The 15,606-nt window shown below is 73.5% G+C and carries 12 protein-coding genes and 1 pseudogene; 9 read left to right on the top strand and 4 right to left on the bottom strand.

The window, feature by feature from the left end; genetic code table 11:
* Positions 1-129 precede the first annotated feature (129 nt).
* A complete protein-coding gene (locus tag ACIHFD_RS53730) occupies positions 130-678 on the bottom strand; it encodes a helix-turn-helix domain-containing protein (RefSeq protein ID WP_350732174.1) in 549 nt (182 codons plus the stop codon).
* Between the two features lie 86 nt (positions 679-764).
* Here ACIHFD_RS53730 and ACIHFD_RS53735 point away from each other — a divergent pair, with 86 nt between their 5' ends.
* Positions 765-1,979 carry a cytochrome P450 gene (locus ACIHFD_RS53735; RefSeq protein WP_397373500.1) on the top strand — a complete coding sequence of 405 codons (1,215 nt, stop codon included), beginning with the start codon at positions 765-767 and terminating at the stop codon, positions 1,977-1,979.
* A 13-nt stretch (positions 1,980-1,992) separates the two neighbouring features.
* Positions 1,993-2,193, top strand: coding sequence for a 4Fe-4S domain-containing protein (locus tag ACIHFD_RS53740; RefSeq protein ID WP_363969406.1), 201 nt, complete (start codon positions 1,993-1,995; stop codon positions 2,191-2,193).
* A 62-nt stretch (positions 2,194-2,255) separates the two neighbouring features.
* Here the strand turns inward: ACIHFD_RS53740 and ACIHFD_RS53745 are convergent, their stop codons facing one another.
* Positions 2,256-3,710 carry a PucR family transcriptional regulator gene (locus ACIHFD_RS53745; RefSeq protein ID WP_397373501.1) on the bottom strand — a complete coding sequence of 485 codons (1,455 nt, stop codon included), beginning with the start codon at positions 3,708-3,710 and terminating at the stop codon, positions 2,256-2,258.
* A 106-nt stretch (positions 3,711-3,816) separates the two neighbouring features.
* Here ACIHFD_RS53745 and ACIHFD_RS53750 point away from each other — a divergent pair, with 106 nt between their 5' ends.
* The 4 genes from ACIHFD_RS53750 to ACIHFD_RS53765 all read left to right on the top strand — a co-directional run bounded on the left by ACIHFD_RS53750 (position 3,817) and on the right by ACIHFD_RS53765 (position 7,999).
* A complete protein-coding gene (locus ACIHFD_RS53750; RefSeq protein ID WP_397373502.1) occupies positions 3,817-4,710 on the top strand; it encodes an ABC transporter substrate-binding protein in 894 nt (297 codons plus the stop codon).
* 64 nt (positions 4,711-4,774) lie between these two features.
* Entirely contained in the window at positions 4,775-5,593 is an 819-nt protein-coding gene (locus ACIHFD_RS53755) for an amino acid ABC transporter permease (protein WP_397373503.1), read from the top strand.
* The gene (locus tag ACIHFD_RS53760; protein WP_397373504.1) at positions 5,590-6,351 is read left to right on the top strand and encodes an amino acid ABC transporter ATP-binding protein; all 762 of its coding nucleotides are present in this window, start codon (positions 5,590-5,592) and stop codon (positions 6,349-6,351) included. Before ACIHFD_RS53755 ends, ACIHFD_RS53760 begins: the two co-directional genes overlap by 4 nt.
* A 16-nt stretch (positions 6,352-6,367) precedes the next feature.
* Positions 6,368-7,999 (top strand): thiamine pyrophosphate-binding protein, encoded by a 1,632-nt coding sequence (locus ACIHFD_RS53765; RefSeq protein WP_397373505.1) that lies wholly within the window; start codon positions 6,368-6,370, stop codon positions 7,997-7,999.
* On the opposite strand, the gene ACIHFD_RS53770 is transcribed toward ACIHFD_RS53765, so the two are convergent.
* Together ACIHFD_RS53770 and ACIHFD_RS53775 are read right to left on the bottom strand one after the other, a co-directional pair.
* The gene (locus ACIHFD_RS53770) at positions 7,996-8,832 is read right to left on the bottom strand and encodes an NAD(P)H-binding protein (protein ID WP_397373506.1); all 837 of its coding nucleotides are present in this window, start codon (positions 8,830-8,832) and stop codon (positions 7,996-7,998) included. The two genes, ACIHFD_RS53765 and ACIHFD_RS53770, sit on opposite strands and share 4 nt — an antisense overlap.
* Positions 8,833-8,851: 19 nt before the next feature.
* Complete coding sequence (locus ACIHFD_RS53775; protein WP_397373507.1) at positions 8,852-9,709, bottom strand: hypothetical protein; 858 nt, start codon at positions 9,707-9,709, stop codon at positions 8,852-8,854.
* A gap of 344 nt (positions 9,710-10,053) precedes the next feature.
* Here ACIHFD_RS53775 and ACIHFD_RS53780 point away from each other — a divergent pair.
* The 3 genes and pseudogenes from ACIHFD_RS53780 to ACIHFD_RS53790 form a co-directional block, all read left to right on the top strand.
* Positions 10,054-10,155, top strand: a pseudogene (locus ACIHFD_RS53780) (hypothetical protein); the annotation flags it as partial.
* 32 nt (positions 10,156-10,187) lie between these two features.
* A complete protein-coding gene (locus ACIHFD_RS53785; RefSeq protein ID WP_397373508.1) occupies positions 10,188-10,784 on the top strand; it encodes a DUF4132 domain-containing protein in 597 nt (198 codons plus the stop codon).
* Positions 10,781-15,601: a DNA-binding protein gene (locus ACIHFD_RS53790; RefSeq protein ID WP_397373510.1), complete on the top strand. Its 4,821-nt coding sequence runs from the start codon at positions 10,781-10,783 to the stop codon at positions 15,599-15,601. The genes ACIHFD_RS53785 and ACIHFD_RS53790 overlap by 4 nt, the downstream gene beginning before the upstream one ends.
* The last annotated feature ends 5 nt before the right edge of the window (positions 15,602-15,606 follow it).

Genomic DNA, 15,606 nt, shown 5'->3' on the forward strand with positions numbered 1-15,606 from the left:
GGGGTGCTGTCCCTTCTGGTGGGGGGCGCCGCCGGGGGGGGGCCCGCCCCCGCCGCCCCCCCCCCCGCGCGGGGGCCCCCCCCCGGGGGGGGGGGGGGGGGGCCCCCCCCCCCCCCCCCGCTCCGGGGATCAGGGCTCCAGGCCCTTGCGGAGCAGCAGCCACGCCCTGTCGGCGGTCTCGCGCCGCAGGTCCGCCGGTATCTTGGCGAGCAGCCCCGCGATCATGCCCAACGCCGTCACCAGATCCTCGGCGGTGACGTGCTCGCGCACGCGGCCGGCCTCCCGCGCCCTGGCCAGCGGCCCCTCCAGCAGCGCCTCCACCTGGTAACGCAGGCTCATGATGCGCGGATCCGTGGCGCTGACCATCGCGATGAACGCGGTCGAGGCGATCGCCTGATCGGTCGTCAGCGCCAGCACGTCGTCGAGCGTGGCCGCGGGGTCGGTGGCCAGCGCCTCCAGCGCCTTGATGCCGTCGTCGAACACGGCCAGCGCGAGGCTGACGCGGTCGGGGAAGTGCCGGTAGAGGCTGCCCTGGCCGACCCCGGCCGCCCGCGCGATCGAGGTGAGCGGCGCGTCGAAGCCGTCCGTGGCGAACAGCTCGCGGGCCGCCTCGATCAGCGCCGCGCGGTTCTCGGCGGCGGCGCTGGGGCCTCTGTTGGGTCGACGCGTGTTGGGCATAGGAGTACGGTAGCAACCGGACGACATCGTCCGGTATTCCTGGAGCGCAACATCGCCAGTTCCGTACCCTTTTGAGGAGATACCGCATGACGCAGAGCGAGCAGGTCCTGAGCTATCCGATCCCGAGCGAGGCGGCGCTGGAGCCGCCCGCCGAGTGGGCGGACCTGCGGGGGAAGTGCCCGGTCGCGCGGGTCACGCTGCCCAGCGGCGACGAGGCCACGCTGCTCACCCGGTACGAGGACGTCAAGCAGGTGCTGGCCGACCCCCGCTTCACCCGCCTGCTGAACGCGCCCGACGCGGCCCGGCTGTCGGCCAACGACGACGGCGGGCTGTTCAGCAGCGAGATGGCGGCGATCATCCCGGACAGCGGGGAGCCGCACCAGCGGTGGCGGCGCCTGGTCGGCAAGTACTTCACCGCCAAGCGCATGGCCGCCCTGCGGCCCGCCATGGCGCAGATCGCCGAGCAGCTCATCGACGAGATGGTCGAGCACGGCGCTCCCGGCGACCTCAAGGCGTCCCTGGGCTTCCCCCTGCCCGTGTACGTGATCTGCGACCTGCTCGGCGTGCCCGCCTCCGACCGGGACCGCTTCGCCCACTGGTCGGACAGCCTGCTCAACCTGACCAAGTTCACCCAGGCGGAGACCGACGCCTCGCAGGCCGAGTTCATCCAGTACATGTCCGAGCACGTGGCCGCCAAGCGGGTGACGCCGGGCGACGACCTGCTCAGCGAGCTGATCGAGGCGAGCGCCGCCGAGGGCGAGGGCCTGACGGACGTCGAGCTGCTGGCCACCGGGATGGGGCTGCTCGTGGCCGGGCACGAGACCACCGCCAACATGATCGGCAAGATGGTGGGGATGCTGCTGTCCGACCGCACCCGCTGGGAGCGGCTGCTGGCCGACCCGTCGCTGGTGCGTACGGCGGTGGAGGAGGTGCTGCGCTTCGACGCCAACTCCGGCTTCGGCCTGCCCCGCTACCTGAAGGAGGAGACCGAGGTCAGCGGCACGGTGCTGCCCCGAGGCACCACCGTGATCTGCAGCATGGCCGCCGCCAACCGCGACGAGAGCGTCTTCGACGCGGCCGCCGAGATGGACCTGACCCGCACCCCGAACCCGCACCTGGCCTTCGGCTCCGGCTCCCACTCCTGCCTCGGCCAGTCGCTGGCCCGCACCGAGCTGCAGGTCGTCCTCGAGGTGCTGCTGCGCAAGCTGCCCACCCTGGAGCTGGCCGTGCCGGTGGAGGAGCTGCACCGGGTGGAGGGCCTCGTGGTCGGCGGCCTGCGCCAGGTCCCGGTCCGCTGGTGAGGAGGAGACTCAGATGAAGATCATCGTGGACGAGGCCAAGTGCTGCGGCGCGGGCCAGTGCGTGCTGATCGCGCCGGAGGTGTTCGACCAGAACGAGGACGACGGCATCGTCATCCTGCTGGAGGCCGAGCCCGCCGCGGACCGGCACGCCGCCGTACGTGAGGCCGCCGCCGTCTGCCCGGCGGCCGCCATCCAGGTGGACGAGGACGCCTGAGCCCTGACCGCGCCCGCCCGGCCTCGGCCACCCGGGGCCGGGCATCCCCAGGTGTCGTGGCGTCAGTCCATGAGACCGAGCTGGCGACCCGCCCGCAGGGCCAGCCAGACCTCCGCGAACGCGGCGGTGGACGTCAGGTCGCGGCCCGTCAGCTCGGCGAACCTGCGCAGGCGGTAGGCCAGGGTGTTGGGATGGATGTGCAGCGCGGTCGCGGCGTCCTCGGTGCGCCGGTCACGCTCCATCCAGGTCCGCACGGACGTCAGGAGCTGGGACCCGTGCGCGGAGTCGTAGGCGAGCGCCTTGCCGAGCACGTTCTCGACCAGCGCGGTGAGCGCCCACGGGTCGTCGGGCAGCCACCGGCCGGTGGTGTCGTCGCCGTAGTGGATCAGCCCGCGTCCCGACTCGGACGCCGAGGAGGCCGCCCACACCGCCTCCCGCTTGGGGATCTGCATGGACTCCCCCGGTGGGAACGGCCTGCTCATGCCCGCCGCGACGCCCGGCAGCGCGGCGATCGCCGGGCCGAGGGCGGGTGAGCCGAGCACGTAGCGGTCGTCGCCCCGGCGCAGCATCAGGTGCGGCGCGTCGTCGAGCGCCCGGTGGATGGCCTCGTCGGGCACGTTCCTGATCACGAGGAGGGCCAGCTCCACCTCCACGGCGATGCCCATCCTGACCAGGCGCCGCCGCGCCGCGGCCGGGTCGAGGACGTCCTGGAGCAGCTCGGACAGGGTCTCGGCGCCCTGACGGCGTAGCGTCTCGCGCTCGTTGCGGGCCATGGCCACCTGCAGAGCGGCCACCGTGGCGATGTGCTGCACCACGGCCAGCCCGGCGGGCCTGGCCCCCTGGCGCTCGAAGGCGACGAGGAAGCCCGCCGGACCTCCCGGCGCGGGCACGGGCAGGACGAAACCGCCCGGGATGGTGGGCGGCGCCTCCGGCTCGGAAGGCAGCACCGCGACGTCGGGCACCGGCACCCCCGGCAGCAGCGGCCGCCCCTGCGGGGTGCACAGATAGACCTCGTATCCGGACAGCCGCTCCAGCCGCTTGAACAGCGTCGCGCTGTCGAGATCCTCGGCCGCCAGCCAGCGCAGCGCCCCGAACACCTGCAGCTGCGCGCCGAGGCGCTGCCTGGCGTCCTCCTGCACGGCCGCGGCCACCTCCTGGGCGATCGCGATGAACGGCACGGCCAGCGGCACCTCGAGCACGGGCATCCCCCGCTCCTCGGCGGCCTGGATGAACGCGTCGTGCAGCGGCGGCACGTGCAGCTGCGCCGACAGGGCGAGCGCGGACACGCCCGCGTCGTCGAGCCGCTCCAGGTAGGCGCGCTGTCTGGCGGCCTGGCGCGGGATCGCGATCCCCGTCGTCATGATGACCTCCGCGCCGAGCAGCCACGGCGTGGGGTCGTCGAGCTCGCTGACGTGCGCCCACGACACCGACCGCCCCAGCCCTGCCTCACCGGCCAGGAGCCGTAGCTGGAGTGCTGGAGAGCGCAGCAGGTCCTCCACGGACACCTTTGTGGTCACCCACAAAGGATATGGCGGGTCTTGAGTGCTGCCCCGATTGAAGGTTGGAGGTACGGCCTTCACACTCGGTAGTCATTCGCCCCTGTTCGGGAAGGCACGGCACCACATGAGAAGAGCACTTGCCATCACCCTCTTCACCGGATTGGCCCTCACCGGCTGCGCCGCGCCCGAGGAGACCACCCCGGCGGCTGCCCCCAAGACCGAGATCGCGGCAGGCGCGAAGGACGAGGCGGCCGCCCAACTGCTCCCGGCCGACATCCGGCAGGCCGGCAAGATACGGGTGGCCTCCGGCGTCTCCTTCCCGCCCATGGAGTTCTTCGACACCGACAACAAGACCGTGCTCGGGTTCGACGCCGACCTCGGCAAGGCGCTCGGCGAGGTGCTGGGTGTGGAGTTCGCCTTCGAGAACGTCAGCTTCGACGGCATCATCGGCGGCCTCAACGCGGGCCGCTACGACCTCGGCCTGACCAGCATGCTCGACAAGAAGGAACGCCAGGAGCAGGTGGACTTCGTCGACTACCTCAAGTCCGGGTCGGCGCTCATGGTGGCCAAGGGCAACCCGCAGGGCGTCAAGGAGACCCTCGACATGTGCGGCAGGAAGGTCGCGGTCGAGAAGGCCGCGACCGGCGACCTGCTCGTGGACGACGTCACGAAGAAGTGCGCCGAGGCCGGAAAACCGGCCGTGGAGAAGGTCCCCTTCCCCGACCAGGCGAGCGCCGTACAGGCCCTGCAGTCCGGGCGGGCCGACATGGTCGCCGCGCTCGACCTGACCCTGGCCTACAGCGTGAAGCAGGCTCCGCAGCAGTTCGAGGTCGCGGTGAGCGCGATCGACCCGCTCCCCGTCGGCATCCCGGTCCCGAAGAGCAAGCCGCAGTTGCGTGACGCCGTTCAGGCCGCGCTGAAGAAGCTCATCGCGAACGGGACCTACGACCAGCTCCTGGCCAAGTGGAACCTGCAGGCGCAGGCGTTCAAGGACGCCGCGATCAACGCGGGCTCATGACCGAGCTTGTCGAGGTCATCAATGAGCACAGCACCTTGGTCATGAGACCGACGAAGGAGGGCTCATGACCGAGCCGATCGTGCCGCTGCGGCGGCCCGGCCGGTGGGTGGCCGCCGCGGTGCTCGCCGTGCTGGCCGCGATGGCGGTCAACTTCGTGGTGACCACCCCGGCGCTCCGGCCCGACCTGGTGGCCGGCTACCTCTTCGAGCGGTCGATCATGCGCGGGCTGCTGCTCACGGTCGAGCTGACGGCGCTGGCCATGCTGGCGGGCGCCGTGCTCGGCACCGCGCTGGCGATCATGCGGCTGTCGGACAATCCGCTGCTGCGCTGGGTCGCCGCCGCCTACGTCTGGCTCTTCCGCGGCACGCCCATCCTGGTCCAGCTGCTGTTCTGGTTCTTCCTGGGCGCCGTGATGCCGCGGATCAGCCTGGGCGTCCCCTTCGGCCCCGAGTTCTTCTCCGCGCCGGTCAACGCGCTGATCACGCCGTTCACCGCGGCCATCCTCGGCCTCGGGCTGAACGAGGCGGCGTACATGGCCGAGATCGTCAGAGCGGGCATCGGCTCGGTCGACCACGGGCAGCGGGAGGCCGCCGAGGCGCTGGGCATGCGGCCGGCGCTGGTCTACCGGCGCGTCATCCTGCCCCAGGCGGCCCGGGTGATCGTGCCGCCGACCGCCAACGAGACGATCTCGATGCTCAAGCTCACCTCCCTCGTGCTGGTCATCGGCCTCCCGGACCTGCTGACCAGCGCCCAGCTGATCTACGGCCGCAACTTCCAGCAGATCCCGCTGCTGATCGTCGCCAGCCTCTGGTACCTCGTCCTGACCACGCTGCTGACCTTGGCCCAGTCACGGCTCGAACGACGGTTCGGAGGCCGATCGTGAACGAACTGCTCAGCGCGCGGGGCGTGCGCAAGAGCTTCGGGAAGGTCGAGGTGCTCAAGGGCATCGACCTGACGGTCCACGCCAGCCAGGTGGTGTGCCTGCTCGGCCCGTCGGGCTCGGGCAAGTCGACCTTCCTGCGCTGCGTCAACCACCTCGAACGGCTCGACGCCGGGGAGATCTGGGTCGACGGCCACCTGGTCGGCTACCGCCGCTCCGGCGGCAAGAAGTACGAGATGCGCCCGCGCGAGGTGGCCGACCAGCGGCGGGACATCGGCATGGTGTTCCAGCGCTTCAACCTCTTCCCGCACCGCACCGCGCTGGAGAACGTCATGGAGGCGCCCGTGTACGTGCTCGGCCGCCCCCGCGAGGCCGTCCGGCAGGAGGCGCTCGACCTGCTGCGCCGGGTCGGCCTGGAGGAGCGGGCCGGGCACCTCCCCGCTCAGCTGTCCGGGGGCCAGCAGCAGCGCGTGGCGATCGCCCGGGCCCTGGCCATGAAGCCCAAGCTGATGCTGTTCGACGAGCCGACCAGCGCGCTCGACCCCGAACTCGTCGGCGAGGTCCTCGACGTGATGAAGGACCTGGCCGGAGCGGGGATGACGATGGTCGTGGTGACGCACGAGATCGGATTCGCCCGCGAGGTCGCCGACCACGTCGTCTTCATGGACGACGGGCTGGTCGTCGAGGCGGGACCGGCCGCCGAGCTGATCGCCCGGCCCAGGCACGAGCGGACCAGGGCCTTCCTGGCCAAGGTCCTGTAGAGGAAAGGATCCGACCATGTCACGGGGACAAGCCGTGCGGACGGGCGGCGACCTGGTCGTCGAGTCGCTGGCCGCGCTCGGCGCCACCACGGTCTTCGGCGAGCCGGGGCAGCACGCGCTCGGCCTGTTCGACGCGCTGCGCCGCTCTGACCTGCGCTACGTGGGGTGCCGTACCGAGCTGAGCGTCGCCTTCGCCGCCGACGGCCACGCCCGGGCGACCGGCTCGGTCACGCCTTTCCTGGTCTCCACCGGCCCGGGCGCGCTGGGCACCCTCCCCGCGCTCATGGAGTCCCGCGCGGCCGCCGTCCCCGTGCTGGTCGTCAGCAGCCAGATCCCCGCGGACGGGCTGGGCGGGCGGCGCAAGGGCTACCTGCACGAGCTGCCGGACCAGGCCGCGGCCTTCAGGGACGTCGTGAAGTCGGCCCACGTGGTGCGGACGGCCGGGCAGATCGCGCCGGCGCTGGCCGAGGCGTGGGAGCTCGCGCTGGCCGCGCCCGCGGGCCCGGTCCTGGTGGAGATCCCGCAGGACGTGCTGCTCGCCGAGACCGGGATCCCGGCGGTGACCGAGCTCCGGGTGGCGCCGAGACCGCTCGCCCCGCGGGCCGAGCTCGTCGCCGCGGCGGCGGACCTGCTGGTACGGGCGGCCAATCCGGTGATCCTGGCCGGCGGCGGGGTGGTGCGCGCCGGCGCCCAGGCGGCCCTGCTGGAGCTGGCCCAGGAGCTGGACGCGCCGGTCGCCACCACGTTCGGCGCGAAGGGCGCCTTCCCCTGGGAGCACCCGCTGTCGCTCCAGTCGTGGCTGGAGGACCGGCACCTGACGGCGTTCCTGGAGGAGGCCGACGTGCTGCTGGTCGTGGGCTCGGGGCTGGGGGAACTGTCCAGCAACTACCACACGATGCGGCCGCGGGGCCGGGTCGTGCAGATCGAGGCCGATCTCGGCAAGCTCGAGTCCAACCATCCGGCGCTGGCCGTGCACGCGGACGCCCGGGTGACGCTGGAGGAGCTGGCGCGGGCCGTGAAGGGCGCGCGTACCGGCCGGGACGGGGCAGCAGCCCGGTCGGCGGTGCGCGACGTGCTCGGGCGCGTCGCCGCGCGGCTGGACGCGCAGGACCTCGCGCTCGAACGGTCGCTGCTCGCGGCCATCGACCGCGCGCTACCGGAACAGGCTCTGAGTTTCTGGGACATGACGATCCTGGCGTACTGGGCCTGGTCCGCCTGGCCGCGGCCGATGGAGTCGGCGCAGGGCGCGGGCGGGCTCGGCTACGCGCTGCCCGCCGCGCTCGGCGCGGCCGCCGCCACCGGCGGGCCGGTGCTCGCGGTCAGCGGCGACGGAGGGGCCATGTACGGCCTGGCCGAGCTGGCCACGCTGCACCAGCACCGGCTCGACGTGACCTGGCTGATCGTGGACGACGGCGGCTACGGCATCCTGCGCGAGTACATGACGGACGCGTTCGGCGCCGCCACGGGGACCGAGCTGGCCAGGCCGGACTTCGCCGCCCTCGCGGCGGCCTTCGGCGTCCCGGCCCGGTGCACCACTCCGGAGGACTTGGAGAACGACCTCGCGCGGGCGCTGCGGACCCCGGGGCCGAGCGTCGTCGTGCTGCCCGCGACCCTGCGCATGTTCGCCCCCACCCACCTGGCGGGTTAGCTCTTGCGGAAGGCGTCCGCGTGGTCCCGCGCCCACTGCTCGAACGTGCGCGGCGGCCGTCCGAGCACGTCCTCCACGGTCGGGTGGACCGTCGTCTCGTCGAGCGTGCCGTCCACGAAGAACTGGAAGAAGGCGTCGACGTACTCGACCGGCATGGCCGCCTCCATCTCGGCGCGCGCCTGGCTGTTCGTCAGCCCTTCGCACCGCAGGTCCCAGCCCAGCACCTGGCCGAGAACGGCGACCTGGTCGGCGGGCAGCAGCGCGCGGGAGCCGGTCAGCTCGTGGATCCGGCCCTCGTGCTCGGCGCTCAGCAGCGCGCGGGCCGCGACGGCCGCGATGTCGTACGGGTCGACGGCCGCGACCGGCACGTCGGCGAACGGCACCCGCACCACGTCGCCGGCCTCGAGCTGCGGGAGCCAGCGCAGCGCGTTGGACATGAACGACCTGGGCCGCAGGAAGGTCCAGGCCAGACCCGACTCGCGCACGGCCCGCTCCGAGAGCGTCATGTAGCGGGAGACGGCGTTCCCGAGGTCCTCCAGCGCGGCCGAGCCCCCGGACAGGAGCACGACGTGCCGCACGCCGGCGTCGCGGGCCAGGGCCAGCAGCCCGGGCATGTCCGCGTAGCCCGGCATGAGGAACAGCCCCTGGGCGCCGTCGAGCGCTCCGGCCAGGCTCTCCGGCCGGTTGAGGTCGCCGGTCACGGGCTCGGCGCCGGCCGGGAGGGCGGCGCGGCGCGGGTCCCGGACGAGCGCCCGGACCGGCCGGCCGGCCGAGGCCAGCGCGGCGACGAGTTCGGAGCCGACGTTGCCGGTGGCGCCGGTCACTAAGATCATGCCGCCAGCCTATCGGGAGTCACAACCGCCGGATGCAGGTGACCGACGGGTAAGGGTCGGGGCCGGGCAGCAGCCCGTACTTCCTGGTGTCGGTCGTCACCGAGTAGTCGGCCGGGCGCTTGCACTCGAACTCGATGCTGACGTGCCCGACCACCTTCCCCCACGCCTTCCCGCTCTTGCACGGCGTCTTCTTCAGGCCGCCGACGATGGCCGTCTCGGTCCCGAACACGGTCTTGCGCTTCTTGGTCTTCGGCGCGGTCAGGCAGCTGCCGGGCTCGTACCTGGGGCCGACGTCCGTGGCGTCCTCGCCAGGGCCGACGCAGACGTACGAGCCGTTCCACTTGTAGGCGTACGACCAGATCCTGCGCTCACACGCCTTCTTCGTCCTGGTGAAGGAGCGGATCCTGCCGGGGCCGTGGGCGTCGAAGCAGACCCGTTCCTGGACGTCGCCGTCCTGGATGAGCGTGCAGTCGCCGGCCTTCAGGACACCGCCGCCCTTGCCGGGGTCCCCGGGATGCGGGCCGACGCGGTTGCGCAGGCAGGCCGTCTGGGAGCCCGCCGGGGCGTCCAGCCAGCCGTCGGAGTCGGGCGGGCACTTCGCGGCGCCCTCTCCCTGGGCCACCAGCCGGATGATCCGCACGCCGGCCGTCGCCAGGGTGCAGTCGACCGGCGCCGGGACCTGGGTGTCCGGTTTGGGTACCCGGACGTCGAGGCAGAGGCCCTGCGCCCAGGCGACCGGCGCGCTGGGGGACGGCGTGCCGGAGGGCGGGGGGCTCGTCGTGGAGGGGGTCGTTTCCGCAGGCCCGTCGCCGCTGCACGACGTCAGGGACAGGACCGCCGCCAGCCCGCCGATCACGATCGAAGACCTGCCGCCCACGAACCGTCACCCCCGCGCGCTCGCCCGTCGCGACGATCGTCGGGCACGGCTCGCACCGTGACAAGACCGCTTGCCCGATAATTCGCGAGATCCACGCATTTGTCGGTCAGGGCCGCTAGGTTCGGCGCAACAACAGCGGCAGGGGCACGGAAACCCCTGCTCATTCGAGGTTTCATGCCCGGATTCGGGCGTCTGGAAGGCGGGGACCGTTGGGTTGGCTGGCAGCGGGCGACGGGTACGAGGTTGCCCTGATAGAAGGCCGGGTGGCGGCGCGAGCCACCTCCGGCCGATCGGCGGGACGGCAGCTGAAATCGCTGCCGAAGGCGTTGCGTGATCACCCCGAGGTGGACCGGCTGCGCCGGTTCGCCGAGTGGCTCGACCGCCACGCCGCCGCGTGCGTGGCGCAGGCGGACCTGTGGATGGTGTCGTCCCTGCCCGTGCCGACCGGGCTGCTGGCCCGGGTGTGGCCGGACGAGGCGTGGAGTCGGCACTGCGCGACCTGGCCGTGGTCGGCGACGACCCCGACGAGGTGGGCTTCCTGCGCGACGCCACCGAGACGGGCGAGCTGCGCGTGGTCAACCTCGACGGCGAGACCGTACGGCTGTCGCCGCGCACGGTGACGCTGCCCCACCCGGTGCTGCTGCCCGACCTCGACGACCTGCGGGAGTTCGCCGCCGAGCTGGGCGTGGTCCAGAAGGTCGAGCAGATCCACCGCGCCACCTGGCGCAAGCCCGCCGACCTGGACGTCAGGGCGACGACCGTGACGGAATTCTCCGGCGGCACGTACGACTCCCGCTTCGGCCTGGCCGCGCGGGCCACCACGCTCGGCTACCGGGTCACCGGCGGCTACGCCACCTGCCGGGTCCGCGACGCCGGGGCCATCACCGAGGCGAGCGTCTGGATCGGCGAGCCGTACTGGGAGGACGAGGTGAGCACGGGCGGCCTGACCTGGCAGGACCTCGACGGCAGGACGCTGCCACTGCGTGAGGTCGGCCCGGTGGCCTGGTCGGAGGGGATGCGGATGGCCGCGGCGCTGTACGCGGGGCGCAAGGTCGAGGAGGGCAAGGACGCATGAGCGAGCAGCTGTTGAAGGCCGGGGCGATCCTGCCGCCGGACACCGAGAGCGCGGTCGAGGGCGCCGTGCCGATGACCGCCCGCCGCTACCGTCACCCCGTGCTCGACGACCGCGTGGTCGTGCGCCTGGTCGCGGGCGAGCTGGGCGCGGCCGAGGACCTGGCCGCCGGGTTCCTGGGCCTGGCGCCCGACGGGGAGCCGGCGGTGGTCGGGCTCGGGTTACGGCGTTCGCTCGGCTTCCCCGAGTGGGTGCTGGTGCACTACCCCGGCGACGGGCAGCATGCCCTCGCCGTCGTCCCGGAGCTGGAGCGGATCTCCCGCCAGGCCAAGTCCAAGCCCAAGAACGCGCTCGACGGCTACCACGAGCTGGCCCGCCGGCTCGGCGCGTCCGTTCCGCACTTCCTGCCCACCTTCTACGAGCAGGCCGGGCGGGTGTTCATCGGCGTGGAGAACGCCACCTACGCCTCCCAGATGTTCTCCAGCGCCCGCAAGGCGGAGGCCGAGCACGGGCTGGAGGTCGACGAGGACCGGCTCGACTGGGTGTTCCTGGAGTTCGCGCTGGCGGGGGCGCTGCCGGTCAAGGTGCTGTCCGGTTACGCCAAGGAGCTGGCCGCCCGGGTGCCCGCCGACGAGGCGCTGCGCCGCTTCTCCCAGCTGTGCGTGCGGCGCACTGCGGGCGGGATGCCCCCCTCCGCCCAGATGGCCACCGACCTGCGCCGCCTGGCCAGGGCGGCCGGCGTGGACGCCGACGCGACCGAGCAGTCGTACCTGCGCGAGCTGCTCGCCCTGCCCGCCACCCTGCGGGCCGCCACCGGCTGGTGGAAGGCCCATCGCGCGGCGATCGGGGCGCTGGGCGCGCGCGAGCCCGAGGTGCGCGCGACGCTGCTCGCCGTCATGCCGCAGAGCCACGACAACGACGTGCCCGGTGTGTGGCTGGACGTCCTCGAGGCGGCGGGCGCCGTCGACGAGCTCGTCTCGGGCCAGGCGCCGGAGGACGGCGCGTCGGGCTGGCTCCGGCGCTTCCTCACCACCCGCAACGCCACCTATGGCCTGCCGCCGCGGCTGCCGGTCCTCTACACGCTCGTCGAGCGGGCCGCCGACCGGCTGCGCGCCGAGCTCGCCGGCACCACGACCCGGCTGACGGACTCGTACGACGTCGATCTGCTCGACCTGTTCCTCGCGCTCGGCCTGCCCGTGGCCGACCCCGGTGAGGGCGACTACCTGCGGCTGGAGCACTGGGCGAAGGGCGAGGGGCAGCGCGACCTGGCCGCGCTTGCCGCCGACGGCCGGTTCACGGCGGCCTTCCAGCGCTCGGCCGACACGTTCACCGGCGACTCCGACGGGCTGCGCGCCGTCCGTCTGCTGGCCGCCTCCGACGGCAGCCGGCCGATGCTGGCCGAGTGGGTGCGCAAGGTCTGCGCGCGGTCGACGTCCGCCGGGCTGCCCGAGCTGCCCGAGGCGCTGCGGCGGCTGTCCTGGCTGCCGGGCGAGGCCCTGGTCCTGGCCGAGGACGAGGTACGCCAGGCCGCCGCGGCCGACGTCTCCCCCGTGCTCGCCCGTACGCTGCGGACCGGGATCTTCGACGAGCTGGGCTGGCCGGCCTGGGAGGAGGCCGCCGCGACCCTCGTGCCGAGGAAGGACGTCGACGACATCGTGGTCGCCGACGCCTGGCCGTACCTGATCGCGGCGGGCTCCCGGCAGGTCCGCGTGCTCGATCGCGAGGGCGCCGTGCTCACCCACGACCTGCGCATCCCGCCCAACGACACGTATAACGACATCGGCTACCACTACGTCGACGGCGACCTGTTCGTTTACTGGCAGTCCCGCACCGCCGACTACGCCTACCGCGGCTACTGGCACACCTCCGCCGACCGCGTCCACGCCGTCGAGAGCCAGAGCGGCAGCACCCGGGGCACGCGCATGGACTGGTACCGCGGCGACGACGCGGTCACCCTGGCGCTGCCCGGCGGCGGGCGCACCACCGGGCTCGGCGTGGTGCACCCCGGCGACACCACCGTCCCCCTCGAACGGTCCGTGATCACCGACGGCACCTCCTACTGGGTGTGGACCTGGGACGGGTCCGACCGCGACACCCTCGGCTGGCACGAGTACGACCCGGTCAGCGGGGAGCACGGCAGGAAGAGCATGCCCGCCTTCCTCACCGACATCCCCGCGGGCACGACGTTGCACGGGGGCTGGCTGCTGCCCGCCCCGTCCGAGGAGGCGACCCCGGGGAGCGTGCCCGTGGGCGGGCTGCTCGGCTGGCGGGTGACGCGGCTGCCCGACGGTTCGCTGCGCGGAGAGGACCTGTCCGGCCGCGCGATCACCCTTCCGCCCGACGGCGGCAAGCCGGCGCGCATCCTGACCTTCCCCGGCACCGACCGGCCCGTGGCCGTCCTCAAGGGGAGCTACCGGGTCGAACTGGTCGATGCCGACGGCGTGCGCGTCTCCACCGCCAAGACCGACGCCGCTCCCGGCGCGTTCGGCGAGGGCACGATCATCCTGCCGCCGCTGCGCTACTGGCACCACCTGCGGGCGAGGGACCCCGAGGGGTCGGCCGCCCTGCGCGAGCTCGGCCCGGACACCGCTTCGCGGCTGCTGGCCGCGGCCCCTGAGGAGGACCTGCCGGCGCGGATCCGGGAGCTGCTGCCCCAGGTCAGCCACGACGGGCTGGTGGCGGGCATCGCCGGGATCGTGCGGTTCGCCGGCGCGCAGCAGGCCTCGCTGGACGCCGTCGCCGCCAGGCTCACCGAAGCGCTGGCCGGCGGACACCGCGAGCAGGCCCCCGTGGGCCCCACGGACTACGAGCTCCAGGAGGCGCTCAGCGGGCTGGACATCTCCACCTCCTACTACTGGCGCCACGAGACCGACGGGGCCTTCCAGCAGGTCCGGAGGATCCAGGCGCTGGCGGACGACGCTCCGGCCGGGGTGGGTCACATCCACCTCGACCGGCCGGAGCTGCCGTACTCCAGCCTGGACTGGGAGCCGATGCTCGACCATCTGGCCGCGGTGGCCTACCGCACCGGATCGGCGACCATCGCCGAGGAGCACCGCGTCACACAGGAGCGGCTGCTGCAGGCCCTGGCCGAGGCCGGGCTGCCCACGGCGGCCGACCCGTCGCGGTGGCGCCGCGTCGCCGTCCACCTGCCCAACCGGTATCTGAAGAAGCCCGACGGCGAGTGGCGCGAGGGCAACTGGTTCGGGGGCCTGCCGCTGGAGGGCGGCGCGTTCCTGGTGCTCTTCGGCCACGACTCGCCCGACGACTCCGCGACCCGGTGGACGGCGCTGTTCCACGACCCGTCCGGGCGGTTCGACGTGCCGCAGCCGTACACGCTGAGCTCCTCCGGCCCGGTCGGCGTGGATCGGCCGCAGGGCTGGCTGGAGGCGTTCCGCGCCGAGCTGGCCGAACGCGGGCCCGCGCCCTGGCGGCCGGAGGCGGCCGAGGAGTTCTCCCGGCTCACCGGTGTCTCCCTGACGATGTCCCGGCTGGTCGTGGCGGGCCTGCCGTCCGTCGACTCGTACGAGCACTCCTTCCTCGCCAAGGAGACCCGCACCACGATCGGCGTGAAGGTGGCCGACGCCGCCATCGCCCGCGACGAGCTGCGCAAAATCGGCGCGGGGATCCGGCGGGCGGTCGTCGCCGCGCTGCTGCCTCAGGAGCCCGCCCGGCTCTGGAGCGACGGTCCCGACGTGGCCGCCGCGGCGGCCGTCTGGAACGACAGGATCGGCCACCAGACGGCCGTGCCCGAATGGCTGCTCGGCGAGGCGTCCCGCACGGTCAGGACCGGCTGGGACACCGGCCGCGCGCTGCGCGCCCTCATCGACCCGGCCGGCGAGCCCGAGCTCGGCCGCGACCTGGCCTGGGCCATCCGGGGCGACCGCGCCCACCCCGCCGACGGCAACGCCACCGGCTTCACGGCCGACACCCTGCACACGGCCATCGTGATGTCGCGCTGGCTCGCGCACCGGCTGCCCGCGGGCGACCCGATCAGGACCGCGCTGCCCGGCGCGCTGGCCGCCGTCCGCGACCGGCTGGCCGCCCCCGGCCTGCTGCTCGACCTCGGCCGGTACGTCGACCTGCCCGCCTTCCGCAAGGCGGCCGGCACGCCCACCGAGACCGGCGAGGGGTACGAAAGGTACGGCGCCGTCCTCATGGCCACCCACGACGACCGGCCCGCGCCCGCCGTCCGCGTGTCGCTCCTGGACGAGGCCGGCGACGACCCCTACCTGCGGGCCCTCATCGGCTCGGAGGGGTCGTTCCCGGCCATGGAGGCGCTGCGGACCGTCCGCGGACCGCGCTTCGAGGCCCTGCTGGCCGACCCCGGGGACCCGCTCGCCGGGGAACGCGGGGCCGACGGCACGTGGTGGCCGCAGGACCCCAGCCGGTCCGTGCCCCATCTGGTCGTCGAGGTGGCCAAGGAGTTCGGGCTGGGCGAGGACGCCGCGACCACGTACCTGATGCTGCTGGCCATGCCCGACCCGGCCGACCGGAACGCGGCGCGCTGGACCGGCTGGAAGCCCGCCCGGCTCAAGTCGGCCCACGCCGAGCTGGCCGACACCGACCTGGTCGTGCGGGCCACCCGCGAGCGGGCGGGGCGGTCGCTGTTCCTGCCCGGCGGATGGACGGCGCAGAGCGCGCCGCGGCTGCCGCTGGAGCAGTGGAAGCTCGCGATGTTCGACGTGACGGAGTCGACCGGGATTCCGCTCGTGCCCGTCGAACCCGCCGCCGACCTGTACGCCAGGGCCTGGGGACGGGTGCGGGACGGCGACGCGCCGCGCTTCGAGGAGCTGAAGGTGAAGCGCGGACGCCGCCGCTGACCCTG

The sequence above is a fragment of the Nonomuraea sp. NPDC051941 genome (assembly GCF_044593615.1).